This is a genomic window from Ensifer sp. M14 (assembly GCF_003355565.1).
GTDB lineage: Bacteria > Pseudomonadota > Alphaproteobacteria > Rhizobiales > Rhizobiaceae > Ensifer.
The window spans coordinates 157226-182023 of sequence record NZ_QJNR01000008.1; the positions used below are offsets into that span (position 1 = coordinate 157226).

The following is a 24798-nucleotide window of genomic DNA, read 5'->3' on the forward strand; positions in this document are numbered from 1 at the left end:
ATGGTGTTCACAGGAGAGCCTATCGAAAACCAAGGGGCCGGCAACCGCAATGCAAGCGCCCGTGGTAAACGGTGGACGGCCGCATCGCAGGTTCTTCTCGCCACCACCATGGTCGGCGTGAGTTTTGCTTTGATGCCCGGCGAAGCGAAGGACGTGATGCCGGTTATCCCCATCATCAATGCAGGCCCTTCCCCGCTGGCGCAGTGGATCATCGTCCCGCTTCTCGGTTTCTGGTGGGCGTACCGGCCAATCCGGCACAACCTGAGGTCAGGCGCGGTCGGCGCGCAAATTATTCCACTTCGGAGGCAGGATCATGTCTAAGGTGAACAAGGGCGTTGCCGCCGCTATTATCCTCTCAGGAATTGCCGTGCTCTTCTCTGGCCTGGCGCTACTCTTTGCCGCCGGCCTGCTTGGCGCCGAGAGGCCGGCGCCGCCCAATTTCGAAGCGCAGGCGCGGCAATATCTGCTGCAGAAACCGGAAATCGTCGCCGAAGCCCTTCAGCGACTGGAAGAACGCCGCCAGGCAGCGGCGACCAATGAATTCGAGGCGATCATCGTCGAACGACGCGAGGAGATCTTCAACGATCCAACCGCGCCGGTCGGCGGCAATCCGCAAGGCGACGTGACGCTAGTCGAGTTCTTCGACTACAATTGCCCCTACTGCCGCAAGGCCGCGGCCATACTCCAGCAAGCAATGACAGGGGATAGCGGTCTAAAGCTGGTGTTCAAGGAGTGGCCGATCCTGGGGCCGGGATCTGAATTCGCCGCGAAGGCGGCGCTTGCTTCCCACAAACAGGGAAAATACGAGGTCTTTCATAAGGCCTTGATGTCCCATTCCGGTGCCGCCGGCGAAAAGTCTACCCTGATCGTTGCAAAAGAAGTCGGGCTCGATATCGAACGGCTTCAGCAGGATATGCAGGATCCCGCCATTGCGGCCGGAATCGAGCGCAATCGCGCGCTCGCCAACGATCTGCGCATCGCCGGTACGCCGACCTTCGTCGTCGGCGATCAAATCGTTCGCGGCCTCGTCGACCTCGCGACACTGCAGCAATTCATCGTCAATGCTCGAGAGAAACCCAAGGATTGATATGGTGTTTGAGATTTCCAACATCGGCATTCTGACGGCGCTTACGGCGGGAGCTATTTCTTTCCTCTCGCCCTGCGTCCTGCCGCTCGTCCCGGGCTATATCTCCTTTGTGGCTGGAAACGCAACCGCGGTTGGCGGGCAACACCGGTCTGTCGGTACCCGGCTTTCCGCATTGCTTCTCAGCACGTGGTTTGTTCTCGGCTTTTCGGTTGTCTTCGTGGCGCTGGGCGCCAGCGCCACGGTTATCAGCCGGCTCCTGCTATCATACCGCTACGAAACGAACATCCTTGGCGGAGCCATCATCATTGTCTTCGGCGTCGTTATGACCGGGCTCGTCCGTTTGCCGTGGCTTCAACGCGAGTTCCGCTTTCACGGTAGCCTGCCCGGTGGCCGCCCTCTCGGCGCTTTCGTTCTTGGCCTGGCTTTCGGCTTCGGTTGGACCCCTTGTATCGGCCCGGTGCTCGGCGCGATTCTCAGCGTCAGCGCGTTTTCTTCGACCGCCTCCAGTGGGATCGCGCTTCTCAGTATCTATTCGTTCGGCCTTGGCGGGCCCTTCCTGCTCTCCGCCCTGTTCACCGAAACACTTGCAAGGCGGCTTAAGGGCCTGAAGCGCACGGGACGGCTGCTCCAGATTGCAGCGGGCGCGGTCATGGTGGGAATGGGCGTGACGATGATGACCGGCACCATGCCGATGTTCTCGTTCTGGCTGCTCGAGCAATTCCCCGTTCTCACAAAAATCGGCTGAGGAGGATATCCAGGTGACTCGAAAATTGCGACCGAGAAGAAAAATCTACGGAGTGCTGATCTTCGCCCTAGTTGGATTTGGAGCGGGACTGCCCGCGGAAGGAAACCTTGCCGCCGAACAAGCTAGCGATGAAGCACTCAAGCATCGCTTCGAGTATCTGAGCAAAAGCGGCAACAGCAACTGCTCGCGCGCGTTTATGGAATCGATCGCCACGCTTCCCGCGATGGCGCAGCTGCAAGGCTCGTGCTGCAGCCCGATGGACGAGCATCGCTATATCGAGCAGGTCAAGGGGCTGAGAAAGTACAAGGACATCACGATGATTCCGGCCGATCCTTACGACTTGCCGGCCGGTATCGCGCGGCAGCTTATAGCGCGCTATTCGGTCGAGCTCACGGCGCAAGAGCAGGTCGCCTACGACTATGCAATGAAGAATTCCGATGAACAGGGGCCATGCTGCTGCCAGTGCTGGCGCTGGCGGGTCTACGGCGGGCTGGCAAAATATCTGATCCAAGAGCACGGCTACACGGGCGAGCAGGTGGCGGCTGTTTGGGACCTTTCGGATGGCTGCGGTGGCGGCGAAGACCACGTCCATCCGCAAAACTAAAATCTCCCTTCGCGGACAAAGGGAACGAAGGATGAGGCGAGACGAGCGATGATAGACGGGTACGAACCGTGGATCCGGCTATGGCCCTACGGGATCCTGCTGATCTTACTGGGCGGCGCCCTCCACAGCTTCATCATTGCCCTTTACGCCGGGATGTATGGCTTTCCGCTGACGATCTACTTGCTGACCAGTGCCCTGCCCGCCGACATACCGCTCGTGCATGCGAGCGGCCATCTTTGGGCGACCTTGCTGGGTTTCGGCCACACGGGTGCGGTCGTCGAGATGATGACCGGCTCCGTCTTCGTCCTGATCGGGTTGCTCCTGATCATCAAGGGCTGGGTGAAGATCTATTTCAGCGATGGCACGCTGGTGACCGATGGCGCCCACGGCCTCATCCGACACCTGCAATATGCCGGCATCTTTGTGACCGTCTTTGGGCAGCTCGTTCACTGGCCGACCGTGTTCACGCTGGCGCTCGCGCCGGTAATCGTCTGGCTCTTGCGGTTGGCCCGATACGAGGAAGCACGATTGGTTAAGCGTCTCGGAGACACGTACGAAGACTTTCGGCGGCGGGTGCCCATGCTCGTCCCGCATTTGCGTGGGTTGTCTCGCATGCTGTCGGGAGGCGCATAGTGTAACGCGGACCCGCAACCTCGGCTTCGCTGGATGTCGCGACAACATTACGCCGAGCCACGGCACAGGGCATGCCTGAAAGGAGGCCCGACATGAGCATGAAGGTGGAACATTTCGACCCTATCACGCCGATGTCTGCGGAGCGGCGCGATTTTCTTTATATCGCCACGGGCATGGCGGCCACGGTCGGCGCGGCGGCTGCACTCTGGCCCTTCATCGACAGCATGCAGCCATCAGCCGATGTCACGGCCATGGCATCTGTCGAGATCGACATATCGCTGATCGAGCCCGGGCAGCGCGTCACGGTCAAATGGCGCGGCAAACCCTTGTTCATCGTTCATCGCACCGACGAGATGGTCAAACAGGCCCAGGCTGACGATGCCAGCCCGGCTCTGATCGATCCGGCTTCCGATAGTACGCAGGTCCAGCGGCCCGAGTGGCTGATCCTTGTCGGGGTCTGCACCCATCTCGGCTGCATACCCCTCGGCCAGCAGGATGGCGACCCCCGTGGCCCTTACGGCGGTTGGTTCTGCCCGTGCCACGGGTCCATCTATGACAGTTCAGGAAGGGTTCGGAAGGGGCCAGCACCTCGTAACCTTGAGGTCCCGCCCTATGCATTCGTGGGCGAACAGAAGCTGAGAATTGGGTGAATGCGCAGCTTCTTTGCTTGACCTTCCCATCGTGGCAAGCCGTAGCATCGTGTAAGTGAAGGAGGCGTTCACTATGAGTGTGCAAAGCGACAGACTGGAGCGAGATATCCTTATCCTGTTCAAGCGGGCATGCCGACAACGTAGACTGGACATCGCCGAACATCTCCTGCGCGCCCTTGAGGCGGCAGACGAAATGAGCGTCAGTGGAACTGTGGAAGGCATCGGGGATCCCTTGCCGGAAGCATACCTTTTCGTCGCTCTGGATCGATGACTTTTCATGGTCGGTCACCGCGTTGAGCGTGGACCCGCCGTCAATGCAGAGCCCCGTGCTGCCATGCAACACGGGGCTCTGCTGGTTACTTCGCAGCCTGCCTCGTCAGCACTGTCACGCGATCGACAGGCTGTGCCGAAACATCTTGCCGCTTCGGCAGTCGCCAACCTTTGACGATGCCATAGACTGCCGGAATGACCACCAGCGTCAGGATCGTCGATGACACCATACCGCCGATCATCGGCACGGCGATGCGCTGCATGATCTCGGAACCGGCTCCCGTGCTCCAGAGGATCGGCACGAGCCCGGCCATGATCGCGACAACGGTCATCATCTTCGGACGCACCCGTTCGACCGCCCCGACCATGATCGCCCGATTCAGGTCGGCGCGGGTCATCAAACGATCCGCTTGCATGGCCTCTCGCCATTCTTCGGCCAGCGCTTGGTCGAGATAGATCAGCATGATCACGCCGGTCTCGGCGGCGACGCCGGCAAGGGCGATGAAGCCGACGACGACCGCCACGGAGGCGTTGAAGCCGAGCCACCACATCAGCCAGATGCCGCCGACGAGCGCGAACGGCAGCGACAACATGACGATCAGCGTTTCCGTGAGCCTCCTGAAGTTCAGGTAGAGCAGCAGGAAGATCAATGCCAATGTCAGGGGCACGACGATCGCCAGCCGCGCCTTCGCCCGCTCGAGATACTCGAACTGGCCGCTCCATGCCACGGAATAGCCGGCAGGCATCTCGACGCTCTTCGCCACCGCCTCCCGTGCCTCGGCGACATAGCCGCCGAGATCACGCCCGGTGATATCAACGAAAATGTAGACGGCAAGCTGACCGTTTTCCGTTCGGATCGTTGTCGCACCCCGCGTCAGCTTCACCTCGGCGACCTCGCCGAGAGGGACTGTTCCACCGCCCGGCAGCGCCACTTGGACGTCGCGGGCGATCGACTGCGGATCGCTTCGCAACGCGCGCGGATAACGCACCGCCACCCCGTAGCGTTCGCGGCCTTCGACCGTTGATGTCACCACCTCCGAACCGAGCGCCGTGCCGATGACCTCCTGGACGTCGTCGATGCTCAGGCCGTAACGCCCGAGCGCGATGCGGTCCGGAACGATGTCGAGATAGTATCCGCCGATCACCCGCTCGGCATAGGCGCTCGATGTGCCGGGGATCGTCTTCAGGACGGCTTCGACATCGCGGGCGATCCGCTCCATTTCCTTGAGATCGGTTCCGTAGACCTTGACGCCCACGGGTGTCCTGATGCCCGTCGACAACATATCGATGCGGGCGCGGATCGGCATCGTCCAGGCATTGGAAACACCTGGAAACTGAAGTGCGGAATCCATCTCCTGCTTCAAGCTGTCGATGGTCACCCCCGGTCGCCACTCAGACTTCGGCTTGAGGGTGATGATCGTCTCGAACATCTCGGTGGGTGCCGGATCAGTCGCGGTCAACGCCCTTCCTGCTTTCCCAAAGACGGTTTCGACCTCCGGGAAGGATTTGATGATCCGGTCCTGTGTCTGCATCAACTCGGCCGCCTTGGTGATCGACAACCCAGGAAGCGTCGTCGGCATATACATCAGCGTGCCTTCGTTGAGGTTCGGCATGAACTCGCTGCCGATCTGACGGGCGGGCCAGACCGTGACCACCAATGCGATCACGGCCAGAAGAATGGTCAGCGTCTTTGCGCGAAGCACCCCGGATATAACTGGCCGGTAAATCCAGATCAAAAACCGGTTGAGTGGGTTCTTGTGCTCCGGGACGATCTTGCCGCGGACGAACACGACCATCAGCGCTGGCACAAGCGTAACCGACAGCAGTGCCGCCGCAGCCATGGCGAATGTCTTGGTGAAAGCGAGTGGGCCGAACAATCTGCCTTCCTGTGACTCCAATGTAAAAATCGGCAGAAACGACACAGTGATGATCAACAGGCTGAAAAACAGAGCTGGCCCGACCTCGCTCGCAGCCTTTATCAGGACCTCGGTTCGAGGTTTGTCAGGCGGAGCACGTTCCAGGTGCTTGTGAGCGTTTTCGATCATGACGATGGCGGCGTCGATCATCGCACCGATAGCAATGGCGATGCCGCCAAGGCTCATAATGTTTGCTCCGATGCCTAATGCACGCATTGCGGTAAAGGCGATCAGTATGCCGATTGGCAACATGATGATGGCGACTAGGGCGCTGCGGACATGGAGGAGGAAGGCGATTGTCACCAGAGCGACGACGATGGACTCCTCGATCAGTGTTCCCTTGAGCGTTTCAATCGCAGCATTGATCAGTTCGGATCGGTCATATACCGGAACGATTTCTGTCCCTGCTGGAAGGCTGTCCTTGATCGCAGCCAGGCTTTGCTTGGCGTTGTCGATCACAGTCAGGGCGTTTGCGCCGAAGCGTTGCAGCACGATGCCGCTGGCGACCTCACCGTCACCATTCAGCTCAGTGATCCCGCGACGTTCGTCAGGCACTGTTTCGACCCGTGCGACATCACCGAGACGGAGCGGTGTCCCACCTTCCGTCATCAGAACGATGTTCTCAATATCCTGGATACCCTGAAGGTAACCCTTACCCCGAACCATGAACTCGAATTCAGAGATTTCTACCGTCCGACCACCGACATCGCGATTGCTGGCACGGACCGCGTCGGCGATCTGTTTCAGCGTTACGTTCTGGGCCTTCAATCGGGCTGGATCGACCACGACAGAATACTGTTTGACGAAGCCGCCAACGCTCGCGACCTCAGCCACGCCTTCAGACTTGGAGGCCGCAAAACGGACCACCCAATCCTGAAGCGAGCGGAGTTCGGCGAGCGATAGTTCCTTGGCAACCACGGCATATTGATAGACCCAGCCAACGCCCGTCGCGTCGGGGCCGAGGCTCGGGGACACGCCGTCTGGAAGACGGCTTGAGGCGGCGTTCAGGTACTCGAGCACGCGGCTACGAGCCCAATAGGGATCGGTCCCATCCTCGAAGATCACGTAAACGAATGAAACACCAAAAAACGAGAAGCCGCGCACGACCTTTGAACGCGGCACGGTCAGCATCGACGTCGTCAATGGGTAGGTGACCTGATCCTCGACAACTTGGGGTGCCTGACCGGGATAATCGGTGAAGACAATGACCTGTACATCCGAGAGGTCGGGGATCGCATCAAGTGGAAGCGTACGAAGCGAATAGATACCCGCTCCAATCGAAAGCGCGGCTCCAACGACGATCAGGACAAGATTACGGGCAGACCAGGCGATGACGCTCGCTATCATGGCGAAACCTCGTCGGCGTTCAGCGAACTCAGGGCGGCATTCAGATTGCTTTCCGCATCAAACAAGAAGTTCGCCGAAACAACGATCTTGTCACCCACGGCAATCCCTTTGGTGATTTCCGTCTTGTCTTTGCCGCGAATGCCCAAAATCACATCCCGGCGTTCAAACCGTCCATCACCTTTATCAACGAACACCAGTTGCCGGTCGCCGGTATCTATGACGGCGCTATTGGGCACCGCTACAACAGGTGCCGATACTCCCGAATCAATCTCGACTTCGGCATACATATTCGCCAGGAGGAGGCCTTCCGAATTGGGAAGTTCTATCCGCATCCTCGTGGTGCGCGTTTGCGCTTGAAGCTCGGGATAGATCAGATCAACGGTACCCGTGAAGGTTCTGCCGGACAGGTTCCGCACGCTGATTGTCGCTGGTGCGCCTTGTTTGATGGAAGCTGCATCGTATTCGGGCACGTCGGCGATCACCCAGACCTTCGAGGTGTCCGCGATGCGGAAGAGAATATCACCTGCCTCCGCCATCATTCCAGCTGTCGCCCGCCTTTCGAGGACGACACCGTCGCTGGGTGAGAGGTAGGGAATGCTTCGCGGAACAGACCGATCTTTTGCTATCGCCCTGATTGCCTCTTCTGGGACGCCAAGATTGCGAAGCTGGAGCGCGGCACCGACTTCGAGGTTCGCCTTACCGCCGCCTCGCAATTCGGTGGCGTATTCTGCTCCCGCCTTTGCAATCTCCTTCGAGTAGAAATGGAAAAGGTCGTCACCCTTCTCGATTCGGTCCCCCGTCGTGACGTCGGCAACCTCGTCGACGAATGAGTCCACGCGCATGGAGACAATCCGTATCAGGCGCTCGTCCAATGCTATTGTGCCGGGCACCCGCGTCTTGCGGCCAACGACAGCGCGTTCTGCCGTCGCTGTCTTGACACCCGTCCGCTGAAGCTTGCCGAGGGATATCTTGATTGCCGAACCGCCTGCGTCATCCCCCTCATAGACCGGGATGTAGTCCATTCCCATGGGATCCTTCTTCGGCACTTTTGACGTGTCGGGCAGACCCATGGGGTTACGATAGTAAAGGACCTTGCGTTCTTCACCTGCCGACGCGGTCCTTTCTGCGCTCGGTTTTAATGGCTCAAAGCTTACGTCTTCGCTTTGCAGGACGGCACGGAACGACCGTCCGTCCGTTGTTGATTTGGGCCGGGCAGAGTATTCCGGTGTTCCATCTGGGTGCTGATAATAAATGACCGCGCCGTTCGGCGCAGTTTCAGGGGTCATCGTCTCCCCGAGCGCTGGCTCGGAGAGAAGTGCGTTGAGTTCGGGGCCTAGGCCACGCGTGCCAGCCACGTACCCTCCCCCGCCAGCAATAGCGAGGGAGCCAGCCAGGAGTGCCAACTTGTAAATCTTCACGGCTTTGCCTGCAGAACCAGTTCACCCTGGACCGTATCGGGTTCACCTTGGACCTTGGCGGCCAGCTTGAACCGCCAGCCACCTTCCATGCTCAGGTTCGTCTTGAACCTGTAAACCCCGGGTTCCGGAGAAGCCATCGCCTCAACCGAGGTTGTCATCGTCTCCATTCCTTCCGGAGCCATGTCCATTCGGGTCGTGAAGATCACTGCGTCCGCAACCGGCTTGCCTGTTCGCTTATCAACGAGGCGGATGGCCACCATTGCGTCCGGGCCTTGCGCCACCTCCGGCTCCACCAGCTGGAACTCATAATCGGCAGCAGACGCGAGGGATGTGCTTGTTGCGGCCAAAACGATGACCAGCGCACCGAGGATTTTCCTCGGAGAGAGAAAGATTGTCTTCATAATGATCTCACGCGGGCGGGCGCTTCGAGGCGCGTCCCGGAATTATAACAATGATCGGACGCACCTTACGAGAAGGAGGCATCCAACTGTGCAGAGCGAGAGATCAGGCTTTTGGCGGCCGTGCGGGCGGCTCAATGACAGCCGAAGCTATGTTGCTTTCCTCAAAAGTTCCAAGCGGAAGGCTGCGCGGATTGAGAGCGACGCTCCAGCCTTCGGCAGTGTTCTGATGGACCAAAATGATGGACGAGCATACAAGCACGAGAGGGCAGGCCTTGCCACAGTCGCTGTTTTGCGAAGGCAGTTCCTCTGGGCAGCAAGACATGTCGTCCATGCCAGACGTTGCTTTCATCTGCATGTCAGAGGAAAGCGCCATCGCGCTGGCAGCCGTGCTTATGCTCACTGGACCAAATACGATCCCGAGCAACGCAATCAGATATAGGATACGCCGAATGGCGGCCACGACTATCATGTTCCTAGCTTTGCATGCCGCGAGCTGCCTTGGAAAGTGGCTCACGAAGATTTTAGGCACTCGGTCCTCGGTGCCTGCCCAGCACTTACCGACTTAAAATTGCGAGTATTTGAAGGCGAATGGACAGAAGCGCCTATTGACCTTCCCACCGTTGGAAGCCCCACATTCTGTTAGCTGGAGTAACTAGGAGACTTTTCAATGTATCATCTCATCATACCCGACATGACCTGCGGACATTGCGTCAACGCAGTCGAAAAGGCTGTCAAGGCGGTTGATCCGAGCGCAGTGGTTGCCGTCGATCTCGACTCGAAGACTGCATCCATCGAGTCGGCAGTCGCTTCGGACGCGTTTATCGCTTCGATTGAGAACGCTGGATATCAGGCATCATTCAAGAAATCCTGCTGCAGCCACGTTGCTTGAGACTCAACGCCACTTCTCAATCACGGCCGTCTCGACGGCGTGCGATTTTTCCAAGTTTTCAGAGATCAGGCGCGAGAGAACGAGCTTCAATAGTTGACGAGCAATTGAGGTTCGCTCTCGGTACCGAACCGAGGTTGAACGCCTAAGACCGAACCCGCGCGGCTGATGATCTCTCTAACAATCGGCGCTGCGGTGTACGCCGCTTGGCGTCCGCCCTTCTCGCCCGTCAGCGGCGCGTCGATGATCGACAGGACGATGTATCGCGGCTTGTCCATCGGGAAACCTGCCAGAAAGGCATTAAAATTCAGGTCCGTGGCATACCTGCCGTTTATCACCTTGTCGGCGGTGCCGATCTTACCGCCGACATGGAAGCCCGGAACCTGGGCACTTCGACCAGACCCCATCACGCCGTTCCGGTTGTAGAGATAGCGCATATCGGCACTGGTCGTCGCCTGTATCACTTGCCGGGCCTTCGCTCTTGCCTCGTCGCGGGATCGTGGGAGGAAAGTCGGTGATATGAGCTCGCCGCCGTTCAGGAGGGCGGCTGCGGCAACCGCGGTTTGCAGCGGTGTCGTTGCAACACCATGACCGAACGAAATCGTGACCGAATTGATTTTCTTCCAGGTGCGCGGTTGTGTGGGGGTGGCCACTCCCGGTAGCTCCGTTTCCATCTTGGACAGAAGTCCGAGCCTGGTCAGAAATGCTTGATGGCCCGCGATACCCACCATGTCGGCAACCGCTGCGGTGCCGATGTTGGAGGAGTATTGAAAGACCTCCGGGATAGTCAGCGGCCGATATTTTCCGCGAAAGTCCTTGATAGTGAAGCCGCCTATACGGATGGGACGAGATGCGTCCACGACCGAGTTGAGGTTGATCTTGCCGGCGTCCAGGCCCATGGCAAGTGTAAAGCTCTTGAACGTCGAGCCCATCTCGAACGTCGCATTGCTCATCCGGTTGAACCAGCCGTTTTCATAGTCTTTGTCGACCTTGCCGTTCGGCAACGTTCGGGAGGGTTCGTTCGGGTCGTAGTCAGGCACCGGAAGCCATGGCGAGAACCTCGCCAGTCTCCACATCCAGAACCACGGCACCAGCTGCTTCAGCCTGATAGGCGCTCATCGCCCGTGCGATGGCCTCGCGAACGATATTTTGAATACGAAGGTCGATCGACAGCCTTATCGGTTCGAGCGGCGTCTCACTCGTCATTCCTGCCGCGCGAAGATCGGCAAGGCCCTCTTGGTCAATGTAGCGCTCCATGCCCGCGAGGCCCTGGTTGTCGACATTCACGTGGCCGAGAATATGCGCTGCGGTGGGGCCGCCGGGATAGAATCGCCTTTTCTCCGGCCGAAATCCTATGCCGGGAATGCCGAGTGCCAGAATATCCGCCTGCTGCTGGGGGCTGAGTTGACGTCTCAGCCACTGGAACGCGGAGTCGGATTGGAGTTTCCTGTGCATATCGCGCCAATCGAGATTGGGAATGACAGTCGCCAGCTTCTCGACGACTTCATCTGCATCGACGGTCTTTCGAGGCTCCGCATAGAGCGATACCATGTTGAGATCGGTTGCCAGCAGTTCGCCGTTGCGGTCGACAATGTCTGGCCGTGACGCGACAGCGCTGACGCGATCGTTGATCGATGCTGTCTCGAGAGGTTTCACAAGACCGTATTGGACGAGACGAGCGCCGATCACCAGAAAGACCGCGAAAAAACTAGCGGTCAGAATGCCAATCCGTTGCCTTGCCTGGTTTCTGCGCCGCGCGGCGGTGCCAATGATCCCATTTTTTCCGTTGACGTTTCTCTTCAGGGAAAAGTGCGCGCGGCTCCTGAGCCGTACGGCAAGGGATATCATTGTCATTCCGAACAAATCCAGATAGCGGCCAGCGAAACGCACTTAGCGGGTCTGCTGATCCAAGGCTGGGTCGTCTTGGACAGGAGCCAGCGACAGACCAAACAGGCGACCAAGCTCAACCTAAATTTGCAATTCACTCATTAATAAAAGATAAACGATAGTGGCAGACAGAGGCGCTATCCCGACATCTTTCGCTTATGTCGAACGCGAAATTCCGTTTTTGGACGTGCGGGATTTTATCAGGGATTGTAGATTCATCATTGAGCTGGCGTCAGGTTCTATGAGCCCGTAATCGAAATGTGCTTGCATTTGGATTATAGGGAAAGAATGCCGCCGGGTTCCGTTCCAACGATGAGCTACTCGCCCTCGATCCGGAACTTGGCGTGACACGATGTACACGCTTGAAGCATCAGGTGGAAAGCATGTTCAGCGGGCATTGATCCCGCGTCCCTCGCGGCGTCGACCTTCCTTGCAAGCGGTCCGCCCCCCATGGCGTCGCCCGCCTGCATGCGCGTTCCAGCGCCGAGCTTGTCGGGGTTTCGATCCGCTGTGATGGACAGTGTGGACGCGTAAATGCTCAGGTCGTTTGCCAGCTTGTCGAATTGCTGGCGCTCGGGTTCGATGCTTGCACTGGCTTTCGAGCCTGGCGATGTAACTGGATCGTCGAACAGTGAAGACAGCGCAGCTCCCGAATGAGCCCGGATGGTCTCGGCGGCAGCCTTGAACCTCTTTGCGTCGTACGGCAGCGTGTCCTTGAACATGGCGTTGATGGTCTTAGCCGCATCTGCCATTGCCTTCATGCCTTGCTGCCTTTGTGGAACGTCGCTCTTTGGGGCGGTTTGCGCAGTCGCCACAGAGATTGCGGCAACGAATGCAATCGTCACGAGCATAGGAGACACCAATTTGGTCGCGTTCGCATGGACGCTCATGCTTTCCTCCATCCCCCCAAAAGGGCTCGTTCTCACCAAAATCTCCGTACCGGAAGTCGAGCGCCCATTTGATCAGGATCAATGTAACTCTTGCAACGGCACGGCACTGTGCTTGAATAGATGAATTAGGTTCGAGCGAGAACATGATCGCCGTAAGCCAAACCACTCGAAGATGCGGACGAGAGTTGCTGGCCGTTTTGGTCACAATTATGGTTCTCTTCGCACCGATGGCCGAGGGCGCTTCTGGTCTATGCCAAAACAATTCCACTCAAACTGCGCATATCGAAACATCGCAAAACGATTTCGCCCGCAACCACGATGCCCATCCTGCCCTTCATAAGGGGTGCTGCAAGAGCATCTGCAGCTTGTGCAGCGTCCTACTTCCGACTCCTGTTGTTTTCCACCTGGATTCCAGTGCTCAGCGGCAGTTGGATCCACAGCAGTCCCTTACCGGCCTCACCTTTCAACCTGCTCTTGGCCCTCCCCGATCCCTCGCCTGAACATTGCACCAGCGGCGAAATGATCGTCGGTTGCCCGTGATCTCCTCAGGGCGACCATGCCGTCGGCAATGCCGACACGGGAAAGAAAGTCAAACAGATGAAACGACGTGAATTCTTAGCAAGAATGGTGACGGGTGCAGCGGTTGTCGGTTCGGCTCCCGCTTGGTTTCCTACGAGTGCTTGGCCGCAGGTGACCACAGATAAACTGACTGCGTCATCGGGCATCGGAACCCGCTCGCTTTCGATTGCGAAGCGGGTGATCGACGTAAATGGGAAAGCTGCCAACGTCTTCGGGCTCGTTCAAGCTGACGGGACAACGGGCATCACATTGGAAGCGGGTAGTCAATTTGACGTGACCCTTTCCAACAACATCGATGATCCCACGCTCATTCACTGGCATGGCCTGACGCCCCCTTGGAGGATGGATGGTGTGCCGGACAATCCGGCGGCCCTAATACAGCCGAACGAAACGCGGCGTTACACTTTCCCTGTGGGGAGCGGAGGAACGCACTGGATGCACGCTCACACACTCCAGGAGCAGAACCTCCTGGCCGCGCCGCTGATCGTCAGGACAGCCGAAGATGCAAAAAGTGACGAACAGGAGGTGGTCATCCTCTTGCACGATTTCTCGTTCACACCCGCCGAGGAACTGCTCGCCAATCTGCAAGGTTCCGGCTCCAAGCACGACGACACGGCCATGAACCATGGCAGCATGATGCAGGGCATGGCAGGTTCCACCATGGATGCAGGGCACATGTCTGGAACCATGATGGCGGCCATGGACCTCAACGATATTGAGTATGACGCATACCTTGCCAATGACCGCACGCTGGACGACCCAGAGGTTGTCGCGACCGAGAAAGGCGGCAGGGTTCGTCTCCGCATCATAAACGGAGCCACGGCCACGGCGTTCACCATTGATACGGGCGTTTTGCTTGGGCAACTGGTAGCCGTAGACGGTCAAGCGATACGGCCGCTATCGGCCAACCGCTTCCCTATCTCGATGGGGCAACGCCTGGACATACGGCTTGAGCTGCCGACAAGCGGCGGAGCGTATTCGATCCTTGCCTTGCGCGAAGGCTCCGAAGAACGCACCGGCATCATCCTCGCCTCCCCCGGCGCAAACGTGGTCAAGCATTCCACCAAAGGAGGCGCCAAAGGACCGGTGATCGGCTTCGATCTTGAGAAACTGCTAAGGCCCGCCAATGCCCTTCCCGCACGTCCAGCAGATCAGCGTTTCGCACTGACGCTCGCTGGCAGCATGGCAGGCTACAAGTGGCAGATAAATGGAGGCGACGGTCTGCATGTGAAGCAAGGGGAAAGAGTCGAAGTGGCGATGCACAACATGTCGATGATGGCGCATCCGATGCACCTGCATGGTCATCATTTCCAGGTGATTAGCATCAATGGGAATCCGCTCTCCGGCGCGATGAGAGATACAGTTCTTATTCCCCCGATGGGAAGCGTTGTCATAGCGTTCGATGCCGACAATCCCGGTCGGTGGCCTCTCCATTGTCATCACCTTTATCATATGGCGGCTGGGATGATGTCGTTCGTAAGCTACGAAGATGCAACGTGAGCAGATCCCCGAACGCGGGTTGGGGTGCTCAGCCACTTTTTTGAGCAAATACGGGTGCCTCACGCCTCACCAACGAAACACCGGCCACGATGGAGTTCAGTTCGATGAATAACGAACAGAAGCATTCGGTCCATCATCACGACGGACAACCAACGCAAGAAAGGGCGCCAGATGCTGCGGTGCCCGGCCAGGCCGACGGCGCGATCTATACCTGCCCGATGCATCCGCAGGTAAGGCAAATCGGTCCAGGCAATTGCCCAATCTGCGGCATGACGCTCGAACCGGAAGTGGTGACCGCCGAAACGGGGCCTAGCGCCGAGCTGATCGATATGAAGCGAAGGTTCTGGATCGGGCTGGTTCTGACAATGCCAGTGCTCGCCCTGGAAATGGGTGGTCACCTCACCAACCTTCACCGGACAGGTTCTTGAATTGCAAGCCCGCGAACAGACGGGCGGCGCAATCCGGGCATTGTTGGACCTCGCACCAAAGACGGCCCTCCGCATCCGCAGCGATGGAACAGACGAGGACGTCGCGCTCGAAGCCGTTGCGGTCGGTGACCGGCTCCGTGTCCGGCCGGGCGAAAAGATCCCGGTCGACGGCACCCTCGCCGAAGGTCGCAGTTCGGTCGATGAATCGATGATCACAGGAGAGTCGATGCCCGTCACCAAGGAGCTCGGGGCCAACCTGATAGGGGGCACGATGAACCAGACGGGCGGCTTCGTCATGGAAGCAGGGAAAGTGGGACGCGATACCATGCTGTCGCAGATCGTGCGGATGGTCGCGGCCGCCGCGCACCCAGCGCTCACGCGCCCCTATCCAGCGCCTGGCGGATGAAGTCTCTGGTTGGTTCGTGCCGGTCGTTATCCTGATAGCCGTCATCGCATTCGCTACATGGATCTCCCTGGGGCCGGAGCCGCGTTTCGCACACGGGCTTGTAGCTGCAGTAGCGGTGCTCATCATCGCCTGCCCCTGCGCCCTTGGTCTTGCCACCCCGATGTCGATCATGGTTGGTGTTGGGCGTGGCGCACAGCTCGGTGTGCTGATCAAGAACGCGGAGGCGCTGGAGCGCTTCGAGAAAGTCGACACGCTGGTGGTCGACAAGACCGGGACCCTGACGGAGGGCAAGCCGAAGGTCACAACTATTGCCACGACCGAGGGAATGATCGAGTCCGACCTGCTTCGGATCGCCGCGACCTTGGAACGGGCAAGCGAGCACCCGCTCGCTGCCGCAATCGTCGACGCCGCCACTGAACGCAGGCTACCTCTCGGCACGGCGGAGGACTTCGACAGCCCGGTTGGCAAAGGGGTGACCGGCTCTGTTGACGGACGCAAGATCATCATCGGAAGTCACCGCATCATGGCTGAAGAGAACGTGGACGTGTCGTCTCTGACCGACAAGGCGGAAGCTCTTCGTGCCGAGGGGGCAACCGTGATCTTTACGGCCATCGATGGGCGCGGCGGCGGCTTGTTCGCTATTTCCGATCCCATCAAGGCAACCACACCCGCCGCCGTTCAAGCCCTGTTGAAGGAAGGCGTCAGGGTTGTGATGCTGACAGGAGACAACAAGACGACCGCCAATGCCGTCGCGCGGAAACTCGGCATCACGGAGGTCGAGGCGGAAATCCTGCCTGAGCACAAGAGTGAGATCGTTGCGCGTCTGCGCAAGGAAGGCCGGATCGTCGCCATGGCCGGAGACGGCGTAAACGACGCCCCTGCCCTTGCGGCGGCTGATGTCGGCATTGCTATGGGAACGGGAACGGATGTGGCGATAGAGAGCGCTAGGGTGACGCTGCTCAAGGGCGATCTTCAGGGCATTGTCCAGGCCCGGCAACTGAGCCATGCCACGATGAAGAACATTCGGCAGAACCTGTTCTTCGCCTTCATCTACAACGCTGCAGGCGTGCCCGTTGCCGCAGGCGTCCTTTATCCTGCTTTCGGGCTTCTTCTGTCGCCAATTATCGCGGCGGCGGCCATGGCGCTCTCCTCGGTGAGCGTGATCGGGAATGCTCTCAGGTTGAGAGCCGTGGACATATAAGGTGGTGCGAAAGTGATCCTGTACGACCATTCAGCACAAGTCCTCAAGGATGTTTCAACGTCAGCCGAAGCTTTGTTCGACTATATGGATGATCCCGCGCGTATTGGGAGCCACATGCGAGAACCTTCCATGATGATGCTGGGCGCAAGGATGATCTACGAACTCGATGAACGCGCAGGGCGAGCGACTGGCTCCGTGATCAAGATGCACGGAAGTCTCCTCGGCCTTCCTTTGTCAGTGGAAGAAGTCATCGTCGATCGTCGTCCACCCCACCGGAAAACCTGGCGAACCTTCGGCCGAACACGTCTAGCCGTTATCGGCGCACATCAAGTCGGATTCGAAATCATGCCAGCCAAAGGTTTTTGCCGACTGCGAATTTTTATCAACTTCAATTATCCAAGCTCCATCCTTGGCAAGCTGATTGGCATGATGTTTGGGGGGGCCTACGCACGTTGGTGCCTTCGCCGGATGTCCGAGGAAGCCGCAGCCCAATTTCAGCCGAGCGTTGTCGCGCCCTGAGACAGCCGTCAGGAAAGAACATTCTCCCGAGGGTGCCCATGGACGGCACCCTCGGGACTGACTTCTATCCTGCCATTCTACGGCAGCCTTCCGCGCAACGGCGGCACGCATCCACGCAATTTTGCATGTCACCTATCCGCTCGCAATCTTCAGCACACTGGGTGCAGATCTCGGCGCACTCACGGCACACATGCTTGTGGTGCTTCGACCCGATAAGCATGAAATGTGCCGACGTCCTGCAGATTTCTGCGCAAGCCATCATCAGCGTGAAATGCTTGGGCTGAGTATGTTCACCGCCCATTTCAAGGCAGTGGTTCATGGCTGTAGAAAGGCATTCCTGGTAGCAGGCAAGGCACTCCTGGATGCACGACTTCATATCTGACGATTGATGGTGATGCATGACTTGTGTCCTTTCGAATGAAACTGGAGGTCACTTGGCGTGATCTTTCACCCAGATCGTCATCTCTTCGATTTCTTTCTTCTGTGCGTCGATGATCTTTTGCGCCATTGATTTGGCCTGCTCGTCATCGCCGTACTTCAACTCGACTTCGGACATGCTGATCGCACCCATGTGGTGGGCGATCATGCCGCAAACAAACGCTACGTCCGGGTCTTTCGCCATCATGGCCTGCATCATCGCCGGGTGCATTTTCTGCATGCTTTCCATTGTCGCCTTCTGGTGATCCGCCATTTCGCCCATCTGCATTCCACCACCCGACATGTTCATGTCTTTCATGGCAGAGGCTTCGGTTTTGCATGCATCCGGCATCGGCATTTGAGCTTTGGCGTTTGTGCTTGCGGAAAGAGCGACGAACGGTACGACCGCTGCGGCAACCGCGAATTTGAGGACGGTTCTCATTGGATTCTCCTGTTGGTTTGAACGTCAATCGTGTTTCATCTCAGGAGGCTGAAGACTTCGGCGGCGGGTCGAGCCCGCGCACGATGAGGAATGGGCGTGGCTGGTCCAGATAAGCCGTGGGCAGCTGGGCGAGAGCAGCGGGCGGTTCAGCACATGGCGGCGCCGGTCGAACGGGGCAGCAATGCGTATTGGCACAGCATGCACCATGATGAGATACCGATCCAACGCCATAGGTTGTTTCTGTGACCGTCGGACAGCTGAGAGATTTACCGCCGTTGCCAGCGACTGCCGCAACATGGAGGTTCACCACCACAATGCACAGCGCCGCGACTTTGACCCAGCGGAAGATTATACTCCAGGTTGGCATGGAGGCAGGTTCCCATTCGCCTCAAAAACGTATCTGCGACGAGAATGTTCCCGAAAACTCGCGGCGAAAGCCCTGCCCGATCACAACCCGAGGACGGCTTGGGTACCTAACGTCGCTGCTGTCAGAGCCAGATATCGGCCCGTCTTCGCCAGGGTTACAAGCACCACAAAAGACCATAGCGGTTCGCGCAATACACCAGCCGTCACGGTCAACGCATCGCCGAAAAGGGGCATCCACGACAGAAGGAGCGACCAACGTCCATAGCGTCGGTACCATCCGCTGGCTCGTTCCAGTGAGTCCGCCCTGACCGGAAACCATTTTGCATCATGGAACCGATCAATGAACCGACCGACAACCCAGTTCGTAACAGCTCCCAAAACATTCCCGAGGCTAGCGACGGCGATCAATCCCGCCACGGAGAATTTGCCGGATAGAAGAAGGCCGACGAGCACGGGCTCCGATTGAAACGGCAAAACCGTTGCCGCACCGAATGCAACCAGAAAAAGTCCGATGTAGGCAGTGAGATCGATCACAGGAAAAGACCAACATATAGCGGCGATGGTTCGGCGATTGAACCGTCACGGAGAGCCAGTTCGCCGAACTCTACAACGACAGCTCACCTTGCCGGTAAAGCTTCACCGTCTTCATCCAACGGCTGGTTTGGCTGGCCTACCGACCTGTCAACATTCAACGGACTGGGTCCTCCATCAAGATGCGAAGACTTGGCAGAGCGATTGGTTGATACGTAAGGGGAATACGCCAAAGCGCATACCCCTCGCCTATCCTTTTCCCGCGCTTCATACTCGGGCACGCTGGAAGATTATCGAGTATCGTAGCTCCCAGCATGGTTCAGTCCAATCCAAAGGTTCGCGTCCCCAACGGACCCAGGGCCATCCGTCCTTCGACCCATCAGCCGTCCATACGTCTTCCTGACGCAGCAGGACCGGCTTGAAATCAGCCGCTGCCAAAACCCGTGTCTTCAGATCGAGGTCGATACCATCGAGAACAAGGTATCCCCCGGGCTCGACTAAGCTCATTACGTTCCGTAAGCAGACTTCGGCGAGCAGATCGTCCATCGGACCCATCACATTGTTTGCAAGAACGATATTGTGCGGTCCGAGGGTGTCAGGGAACCCAGTTTCCGTTGCATCGGCTGTAAGCCATGTGGTGTCCTTGCGAAGCCAATCCCGCACCCGGAGCGTTCCGCCATGCTGAACTTCAAGCACCTCGTGAAGAGCATCGATATCTTCCCAGAAGACTTCTGGTCGCCCTTCCAGATACACGCCTTCGATTGCGGCGGACTGGCCTGGACAATAGATGCCTCGTTCGGCAGCTTTGACGACCTCGCTCGAAATATCCACGCCAGTCGCCAGGATCCTTAAGTCTGGCCGTGCTCGGCGCAGCACATACGAGGCCGAATATAGTTCCGCGCCTGTACTGCATCCAATTGACGCCAGTTTGACGGTCGACCCAATCTGGTACGCGAACAAAAGCCTTGCCAAGACGTCCAACAGCGGTGGATTTCGCATGAACTGCGTGTCGTGACTTTGGATACAAACCGTGTGGCGGGTGAACTTACGGTAGATGAATTTCCCGACGCGGTGCATCGACCGAGTCTGGGTAATCGCGCCGAGCAATCCATCCCAGATGCTGTTAAAGACTCGGCGCGGCGTTTGGAAAACGACATCGGTGAAATTGATAGCGGACATGTACGGAACTCCTGATGAGTTGCTCCGACGCCGGGCAAACGAGGCAACGACCGCTTTTCAGCGAAGGTTCGCGCCCCCTGAATGCCCAACCGAACGAGGAGCAAGGGTGAGTTCGGTCGATAAACGCGCGGAACCACCCAGCCCCAAGCGGAGTAAAAGTCCCCAGCAAGCGGCTCTTGGACGCTTATTGGATTTACAATTACGCCCAGGGTGAATGCGAGCACCCGGTTCATCTCTGAACCCAGATTTGTGAAGTCTCCAGCAGCGTGTGCCAAGTGATCTGTGCACGGTTACACTCTGCGACTGCGGCGCGATTTCACAAAGTCAGGCGATTGGTGGGCGATAGAAGTCAGGGGGAAAGCAGGAATCCGGCTCAGACCAGACTACGAGCGGATGGATGGTTGCTGGTATCTCGTCAGCGAGCTTCGCGATGTCGGTCAGGACCGCGAGAGCTGAGCACATCTCTCCGCAGCATGTTCGGCTTCCATGCTCGCCGTTATGGTGATCGCTCTCCTTTTCTTCCCCATTCACGCAGTCGTGCGCGGTAGCGACAAAAGAAGCACTTTTGAAAGCAGCAAAGTATGGGGTTTGTTCAGCAGTGTCGAAGGGGAATGCGGCCAGGGACAACACGATCGCTAGCTTCATCAAACCAATCAGATATGAGCCCCATAGCTTTGCCATCCTGCGTTTCTAGGTTCGTTGGGGCTTGCAATCAACTCCGCAGTCTGGCCAACAAAATCAGCCAAATTGCGTAAAGCATCTAAGCCGGCTCCTTTTCGCGGGCGCTTGCACTTCCCAGGCGTATGCTCTTGACCTTACCATCGTTGGAATCCCTACAAGGGTCCCAAGCGCTGTTTCGACAAAAGTCGGGTCGTCCGGCGCCACAGAAACGACGCGAATCGTCTATTAGTAAAACGTGACAATTGACAACTTAACAGCCGATGGTAGTCCTCGGGCATGGGTATGTTTCGAATCACATTGCAAAAAATGCTGGTTCTGCTTCGCTTGGTGATTGTATTGTCACTGGTGGGTTATTCGCTGCCAACTGCCTCAGCTGCGATGCACGGCGCTTCACCAAATCCGGAAATTGTGCAGCCCGGCGATCATCACGAGATGGCAAGCGACCAGCATTCTCACGGTGATCACGCCTCCTCTCCCGATGATGCAGAGAAAATTTCGAAGCAAGAATGCTGTAAAGGCTTCTGCGTCAGCATGGCGATTGTCGCGCACATCGATATGGTCGGTGGGCCACGCGTTGCTCCCATTCGCGAATTCATTGACGACGTCCACGTCATTGGCCAGCTTCCGGCACTGCACCGGCCCCCGAACATCTGAATTAGAGACACCCCTACGTGTCAATCGTGCGTTTGTGAGCGTGATTTGCTCGCTGCGTCGCTGCATTCTCCTATTCGGATCACACCATGAGACGTATGTTTTTGGTGGCCGCCCTGCCGCTCTTTCTGAGTGGATGCGCAGCCACATTGCCTCCTGACGTAATTGCTTCGGGCAACCTCGCCACTTCCCCGGCCGAAGTCCGCCCTGTTCACTACCACAGTCCGGTTACGGGCTACACGCACCGCGCGCCGGTCGATCCCAAGCCGTGGCGTAATCAGAATGACGCGCAAGCTCCTGAAGGAGATGCGTCATGACCGGATTGAAGTTCAAGATGGCGGCAACTCTGGCGCTACCGCTGCTTCTCGGCGGTTGCGTATCTGCGAACGAGTACGCGGCAAACAATGCAGGGTTTTCGACTGTCGAGGTGAAAACCACCGAGGCGACCGGTAAGCAGTCCGTCTGGATTCAAAACCAACAACAGGCTCAGGTGGTGTCCGATCGCGTGAGGACGTTGATGGCTAAGAAAACCATCAACGTCGAGACGGCCGTTCAAGTGGCCCTGTTGAACAACAAGGGGCTCCAGGCGGCTTACGCCGATCTCGGTGATTCATCGGCAGATGCCTGGCAATCAACGATGCTGATCAATCCTACGGTCTCCGTCGGATTCAACGGGGTCGGTGCCCCTGCCCTTGAAGCATTCAAATCCGTTGAGGGAATGATTGCAACGAATATCCTGGCGCTGGCAATGCATAAGCGCAATGTCGAGATTGCCGACACCCGCTTCCGTCAGGCCCAACTCAACGCCGCTTTGCGCACGCTGCAGCTAGCGGCCGACACGCGTCGCGCCTGGATCAATGCTGTTGGCTCCTGGGAAACCGTGGCCCAGCTCAATCAAGCTCAGGCTGCGGCGGACGCCGCATCTGACCTTGCCGGAAAGCTCGGCGAAACGGGCGCAATGACGAAGGAAGCGCAAGCCAGGGAGCACGTGTTCTACGCTGAGTTGGCTGGCCAGTCCGCTCAGGCACGGCTTGCAGCCCGCCTCGCCAAGGAAGAACTGACCCGGCTGATGGGGCTCTGGGGTGCCGACGTAGACTACCAGGTTCCCAACCGGTTGCCGCAGTTGCCGAACGGCTTGATGAAGCGTGACCTCATTGAGGCCGAGGCGTTGCAGCGCCGTGTCGATCTGCAAATGGCCAAGCTTGACCTCGAAGCGACGGCGAAGTCCTTCAAGCTGACGGAAGCAACGCGATACGTCACCGATCTTGAAATCCTCGCAGGATTCGAGACAGAACGAGAAGTAGAGGACGGCGACGTACAGCACGAGACGACGGGACAGGCCGAACTTGAATTCGTCATCCCGATCTTCGACACCGGCAAAGCTCGAATGCGCAAGGCCGAGTTGGCCTACATGCGGTCGGCTAATCTGCTTGCCGAGAAGTCAGTGAACGTTCGCTCCGAGGCGCGGTCTGCTTATCAAGCCTACCGTTCCAATTACGACATCGCTCGCCACTACAGTAACAGTGTCGTGCCGCTTCGAACCAAGATCGAGGAAGAATCGCTCCTCACGTACAACGGCATGATCTCCAACACCTTCGAATTACTCGCCGACAGCCGAGAGAAGATCAACTCGATCATCCTGGCGGTCAATGCAAAGCGTGAGTTCTGGTTAGCCGAAGCCAATCTCGCCCCCGCTATCTACGGCGGTGGCGAAGGATCTGGTTCCGGCGGAACTGAAGTCGCGGCAGCCGCCGAAAGCGGCGGTGGCGGTCATTGAGGAAGGAACGGACAATGTTCAACAGAAGACAGATACTCGGCGCAAGCGCCGCGCTCGTTTCGACCGCCGCCTGGGCAAAAACCTCGAACATGGGGCTCCCCGAAGCTGCCGTCATGGAAACGGCAGAGACCCAAACGCCTGTCCGGCCCAGCTCGGGCCCAGACTATACGCCAGTCGTCACACTTAATGGCTGGACGCTGCCGCACCGTATGAACAACGGCGTCAAGGAGTTTCACCTGGTCGCCGAACCGGTGGAACGCGAGATGGCCGACGGCATGACCGCCTATCTCTGGGGTTACAACGGCCAGTCTCCCGGTCCGACGATCGAGGCGGTCGAAGGCGACCGGGTGCGCATCTTCGTCACCAACAAGCTGCCGGAACACACCACCATCCATTGGCACGGCATGATCCTGCCTTCGGGTATGGACGGCGTTGGCGGCCTGTCGCAGCCGCATATCCCGGTCGGCAAAACTTTCGTCTACGAGTTCGATCTCGTAAAGTCCGGGACCTTCATGTACCACCCGCACTCCGACGAAATGGTTCAGATGGCGATGGGCATGATGGGCTTCTTCGTCATTCATCCGAAGGACCCGAAGTTCATGCCGGTCGATCGGGACTTCGTGTTCCTGCTCAACGCCTATGACATAGATCCCGGCTCATACGTTCCGCGCATTATGGAAATGACGGATTTCAACATGTGGTGCTGGAACAGCCGCGTCTTCCCCGACATCAGCCCACTGGTTGTTTCCAAGAACGACCGGGTGCGGGTGCGTGTCGGCAACCTGACGATGACCAACCACCCGATCCACATGCACGGGTACGACTTCGAAGTGACCTGCACCGATGGCGGCTGGGTTCGGCCGGAGGCCCGGTGGCCGGAGGTCTCGATCGACATTCCCGTCGGTGCAATGCGGGCCTACGAGTTCGATGCCAAATACGTAGGGGACTGGGCGATCCATTGCCACAAGTCGCACCACACGATGAACGCCATGGGCCACGATATCCCGACTTTCATTGGTGTCGACAAAGAAGAAGTCGCCAAGAAGATCAGAAAGCTCCGCCCCGAGTACATGCCGATGGGCACCGCAGGCATGGCCGACATGGGCGAGATGGAGATGGAAATCCCCGCTAACACCGTCCCGATGATGACCGGCTGGGGGCCGCATGGTCCGATCGAGATGGGCGGCATGTTTTCCGTTGTCAAAGTCCGCGAGGGAATCAACGCGGACGATTACTCCGATCCCGGTTGGTACGAAAACCCACCCGGAACCCAGGCCTGGGAGTGGACGGGCGATCTCCCCGATACGACCAAGGCCAAAGACGCGAAGACCCAGATCACACCGAAACACAAGAACCACGGTTGATCCCGCACGCCAAACACCAATCA

The 24798-nt window shown here is 58.1% G+C and carries 23 protein-coding genes and 2 pseudogenes; 15 read left to right on the forward strand and 10 right to left on the reverse strand.

Translation table 11 applies throughout. The features are described from left to right. From BLJAPNOD_RS26360 to petA, 6 genes are all read left to right on the forward strand, one after another. Nucleotides 1-321 (forward strand): hypothetical protein, encoded by a 321-nt coding sequence (locus BLJAPNOD_RS26360; RefSeq protein ID WP_115422035.1) that lies wholly within the window; start codon nucleotides 1-3, stop codon nucleotides 319-321. Further along, nucleotides 314-1087 (forward strand): DsbA family protein, encoded by a 774-nt coding sequence (locus BLJAPNOD_RS26365; protein ID WP_115422036.1) that lies wholly within the window; start codon nucleotides 314-316, stop codon nucleotides 1085-1087. Before BLJAPNOD_RS26360 ends, BLJAPNOD_RS26365 begins: the two co-directional genes overlap by 8 nt. A gap of 1 nt (nucleotide 1088) precedes the next feature. Then, nucleotides 1089-1832, forward strand: a complete 744-nt coding sequence (locus BLJAPNOD_RS26370) for a cytochrome c biogenesis protein CcdA (RefSeq protein WP_115422037.1) — start codon at nucleotides 1089-1091, stop codon at nucleotides 1830-1832. A gap of 13 nt (nucleotides 1833-1845) precedes the next feature. Then, entirely contained in the window at nucleotides 1846-2436 is a 591-nt protein-coding gene (locus BLJAPNOD_RS26375; RefSeq protein ID WP_199566039.1) for a hypothetical protein, read from the forward strand. A 48-nt stretch (nucleotides 2437-2484) separates the two neighbouring features. Next, entirely contained in the window at nucleotides 2485-3069 is a 585-nt protein-coding gene (locus BLJAPNOD_RS26380) for an isoprenylcysteine carboxylmethyltransferase family protein (protein WP_115422039.1), read from the forward strand. A 92-nt stretch (nucleotides 3070-3161) separates the two neighbouring features. After that, entirely contained in the window at nucleotides 3162-3719 is a 558-nt protein-coding gene (gene petA / locus BLJAPNOD_RS26385; RefSeq protein ID WP_237244028.1) for a ubiquinol-cytochrome c reductase iron-sulfur subunit, read from the forward strand. Between the two features lie 356 nt (nucleotides 3720-4075). Here petA and BLJAPNOD_RS26395 read toward each other — a convergent pair whose 3' ends face one another. From BLJAPNOD_RS26395 to BLJAPNOD_RS26405, 3 genes are read right to left on the reverse strand one after another with little or no spacing between them, the layout of a single operon-like run. Continuing rightward, the gene (locus BLJAPNOD_RS26395) at nucleotides 4076-7252 is read right to left on the reverse strand and encodes a CusA/CzcA family heavy metal efflux RND transporter (protein ID WP_115422041.1); all 3177 of its coding nucleotides are present in this window, start codon (nucleotides 7250-7252) and stop codon (nucleotides 4076-4078) included. Further along, entirely contained in the window at nucleotides 7249-8670 is a 1422-nt protein-coding gene (locus tag BLJAPNOD_RS26400) for an efflux RND transporter periplasmic adaptor subunit (protein ID WP_115422042.1), read from the reverse strand. The genes BLJAPNOD_RS26395 and BLJAPNOD_RS26400 overlap by 4 nt, the downstream gene beginning before the upstream one ends. Next, on the reverse strand, nucleotides 8667-9071 hold the full coding sequence (locus tag BLJAPNOD_RS26405) for a FixH family protein (protein ID WP_115422043.1): 405 nt from the start codon (nucleotides 9069-9071) through the stop codon (nucleotides 8667-8669). The genes BLJAPNOD_RS26400 and BLJAPNOD_RS26405 overlap by 4 nt, the downstream gene beginning before the upstream one ends. 667 nt (nucleotides 9072-9738) lie before the next feature. Here BLJAPNOD_RS26405 and BLJAPNOD_RS26415 point away from each other — a divergent pair. Continuing rightward, the gene (locus BLJAPNOD_RS26415; protein WP_115422045.1) at nucleotides 9739-9960 is read left to right on the forward strand and encodes a heavy-metal-associated domain-containing protein; all 222 of its coding nucleotides are present in this window, start codon (nucleotides 9739-9741) and stop codon (nucleotides 9958-9960) included. A gap of 86 nt (nucleotides 9961-10046) precedes the next feature. Here the strand turns inward: BLJAPNOD_RS26415 and BLJAPNOD_RS26420 are convergent. Then, nucleotides 10047-11646, reverse strand: a pseudogene (locus tag BLJAPNOD_RS26420) (penicillin-binding protein 2). Here BLJAPNOD_RS26420 and BLJAPNOD_RS36155 point away from each other — a divergent pair. Then, nucleotides 11623-11949, forward strand: coding sequence for a hypothetical protein (locus BLJAPNOD_RS36155; protein ID WP_244611113.1), 327 nt, complete (start codon nucleotides 11623-11625; stop codon nucleotides 11947-11949). The pseudogene BLJAPNOD_RS26420 and the gene BLJAPNOD_RS36155 sit on opposite strands and share 24 nt — an antisense overlap. A 212-nt stretch (nucleotides 11950-12161) precedes the next feature. Here BLJAPNOD_RS36155 and BLJAPNOD_RS26425 read toward each other — a convergent pair whose 3' ends face one another. Then, entirely contained in the window at nucleotides 12162-12734 is a 573-nt protein-coding gene (locus BLJAPNOD_RS26425; RefSeq protein WP_115422095.1) for a cytochrome c, read from the reverse strand. A 597-nt stretch (nucleotides 12735-13331) separates the two neighbouring features. Here BLJAPNOD_RS26425 and BLJAPNOD_RS26435 point away from each other — a divergent pair. The 3 genes and pseudogenes from BLJAPNOD_RS26435 (at nucleotide 13332) to BLJAPNOD_RS26445 (ending at nucleotide 17367) form a co-directional block, all read left to right on the forward strand. Then, nucleotides 13332-14813, forward strand: a complete 1482-nt coding sequence (locus BLJAPNOD_RS26435) for a multicopper oxidase family protein (protein ID WP_115422046.1) — start codon at nucleotides 13332-13334, stop codon at nucleotides 14811-14813. A gap of 218 nt (nucleotides 14814-15031) precedes the next feature. After that, nucleotides 15032-16848: pseudogene (locus BLJAPNOD_RS26440) on the forward strand (copper-translocating P-type ATPase). Nucleotides 16849-16860: 12 nt separating this feature from the next. Continuing rightward, the gene (locus BLJAPNOD_RS26445; protein WP_244611109.1) at nucleotides 16861-17367 is read left to right on the forward strand and encodes an SRPBCC family protein; all 507 of its coding nucleotides are present in this window, start codon (nucleotides 16861-16863) and stop codon (nucleotides 17365-17367) included. A 64-nt stretch (nucleotides 17368-17431) separates the two neighbouring features. Here BLJAPNOD_RS26445 and BLJAPNOD_RS36160 read toward each other — a convergent pair whose 3' ends face one another. The 5 genes from BLJAPNOD_RS36160 to BLJAPNOD_RS26470 all read right to left on the reverse strand — a co-directional run bounded on the left by BLJAPNOD_RS36160 (nucleotide 17432) and on the right by BLJAPNOD_RS26470 (nucleotide 20983). After that, entirely contained in the window at nucleotides 17432-17767 is a 336-nt protein-coding gene (locus BLJAPNOD_RS36160) for a four-helix bundle copper-binding protein (protein WP_115422047.1), read from the reverse strand. Nucleotides 17768-17797: 30 nt separating this feature from the next. Then, the gene (locus BLJAPNOD_RS26455) at nucleotides 17798-18226 is read right to left on the reverse strand and encodes a DUF305 domain-containing protein (protein WP_115422048.1); all 429 of its coding nucleotides are present in this window, start codon (nucleotides 18224-18226) and stop codon (nucleotides 17798-17800) included. 447 nt (nucleotides 18227-18673) lie between these two features. Next, nucleotides 18674-19126, reverse strand: a complete 453-nt coding sequence (locus tag BLJAPNOD_RS26460; protein WP_115422049.1) for a YqaA family protein — start codon at nucleotides 19124-19126, stop codon at nucleotides 18674-18676. Nucleotides 19127-19390: 264 nt separating this feature from the next. Then, on the reverse strand, nucleotides 19391-20302 hold the full coding sequence (locus BLJAPNOD_RS26465) for a CheR family methyltransferase (protein ID WP_115422050.1): 912 nt from the start codon (nucleotides 20300-20302) through the stop codon (nucleotides 19391-19393). 324 nt (nucleotides 20303-20626) lie between these two features. Continuing rightward, a complete protein-coding gene (locus tag BLJAPNOD_RS26470) occupies nucleotides 20627-20983 on the reverse strand; it encodes a hypothetical protein (protein ID WP_147294591.1) in 357 nt (118 codons plus the stop codon). 276 nt (nucleotides 20984-21259) lie between these two features. Here BLJAPNOD_RS26470 and BLJAPNOD_RS26475 point away from each other — a divergent pair, with 276 nt between their 5' ends. The 4 genes from BLJAPNOD_RS26475 (at nucleotide 21260) to BLJAPNOD_RS26490 (ending at nucleotide 24775) form a co-directional block, all read left to right on the forward strand. Next, nucleotides 21260-21637: a hypothetical protein gene (locus BLJAPNOD_RS26475; RefSeq protein ID WP_115422052.1), complete on the forward strand. Its 378-nt coding sequence runs from the start codon at nucleotides 21260-21262 to the stop codon at nucleotides 21635-21637. A gap of 86 nt (nucleotides 21638-21723) precedes the next feature. Next, entirely contained in the window at nucleotides 21724-21951 is a 228-nt protein-coding gene (locus BLJAPNOD_RS36165) for a hypothetical protein (protein WP_082366910.1), read from the forward strand. Further along, nucleotides 21948-23411, forward strand: a complete 1464-nt coding sequence (locus BLJAPNOD_RS26485) for a TolC family protein (RefSeq protein WP_115422053.1) — start codon at nucleotides 21948-21950, stop codon at nucleotides 23409-23411. Before BLJAPNOD_RS36165 ends, BLJAPNOD_RS26485 begins: the two co-directional genes overlap by 4 nt. 14 nt (nucleotides 23412-23425) lie before the next feature. After that, a complete protein-coding gene (locus BLJAPNOD_RS26490; RefSeq protein WP_115422054.1) occupies nucleotides 23426-24775 on the forward strand; it encodes a copper oxidase in 1350 nt (449 codons plus the stop codon). Nucleotides 24776-24798: the final 23 nt, after the last annotated feature.

Bases quoted from the DNA above. Each gene is read 5' to 3' on its own strand.
- BLJAPNOD_RS26470 (WP_147294591.1), bottom strand. From the start codon at position 20,983: ATGGCAAAGCTATGGGGCTCATATCTGATTGGTTTGATGAAGCTAGCG.
- BLJAPNOD_RS26425 (WP_115422095.1), bottom strand. From the start codon at position 12,734: ATGAGCGTCCATGCGAACGCGACCAAATTGGTGTCTCCTATGCTCGTG.
- BLJAPNOD_RS26485 (WP_115422053.1), top strand. From the start codon at position 21,948: ATGACCGGATTGAAGTTCAAGATGGCGGCAACTCTGGCGCTACCGCTG.
- BLJAPNOD_RS26380 (WP_115422039.1), top strand. From the start codon at position 2,485: ATGATAGACGGGTACGAACCGTGGATCCGGCTATGGCCCTACGGGATC.
- BLJAPNOD_RS26370 (WP_115422037.1), top strand. From the start codon at position 1,089: ATGGTGTTTGAGATTTCCAACATCGGCATTCTGACGGCGCTTACGGCG.
- petA (WP_237244028.1), top strand. From the start codon at position 3,162: ATGAGCATGAAGGTGGAACATTTCGACCCTATCACGCCGATGTCTGCG.
- BLJAPNOD_RS26455 (WP_115422048.1), bottom strand. From the start codon at position 18,226: ATGAGAACCGTCCTCAAATTCGCGGTTGCCGCAGCGGTCGTACCGTTC.
- BLJAPNOD_RS26415 (WP_115422045.1), top strand. From the start codon at position 9,739: ATGTATCATCTCATCATACCCGACATGACCTGCGGACATTGCGTCAAC.
- BLJAPNOD_RS36165 (WP_082366910.1), top strand. From the start codon at position 21,724: ATGAGACGTATGTTTTTGGTGGCCGCCCTGCCGCTCTTTCTGAGTGGA.
- BLJAPNOD_RS26395 (WP_115422041.1), bottom strand. From the start codon at position 7,252: ATGATAGCGAGCGTCATCGCCTGGTCTGCCCGTAATCTTGTCCTGATC.
- BLJAPNOD_RS26490 (WP_115422054.1), top strand. From the start codon at position 23,426: ATGTTCAACAGAAGACAGATACTCGGCGCAAGCGCCGCGCTCGTTTCG.
- BLJAPNOD_RS36160 (WP_115422047.1), bottom strand. From the start codon at position 17,767: ATGCATCACCATCAATCGTCAGATATGAAGTCGTGCATCCAGGAGTGC.
- BLJAPNOD_RS26435 (WP_115422046.1), top strand. From the start codon at position 13,332: ATGAAACGACGTGAATTCTTAGCAAGAATGGTGACGGGTGCAGCGGTT.
- BLJAPNOD_RS26405 (WP_115422043.1), bottom strand. From the start codon at position 9,071: ATGAAGACAATCTTTCTCTCTCCGAGGAAAATCCTCGGTGCGCTGGTC.
- BLJAPNOD_RS26475 (WP_115422052.1), top strand. From the start codon at position 21,260: ATGGGTATGTTTCGAATCACATTGCAAAAAATGCTGGTTCTGCTTCGC.
- BLJAPNOD_RS26360 (WP_115422035.1), top strand. From the start codon at position 1: ATGGTGTTCACAGGAGAGCCTATCGAAAACCAAGGGGCCGGCAACCGC.
- BLJAPNOD_RS26365 (WP_115422036.1), top strand. From the start codon at position 314: ATGTCTAAGGTGAACAAGGGCGTTGCCGCCGCTATTATCCTCTCAGGA.
- BLJAPNOD_RS26465 (WP_115422050.1), bottom strand. From the start codon at position 20,302: ATGTCCGCTATCAATTTCACCGATGTCGTTTTCCAAACGCCGCGCCGA.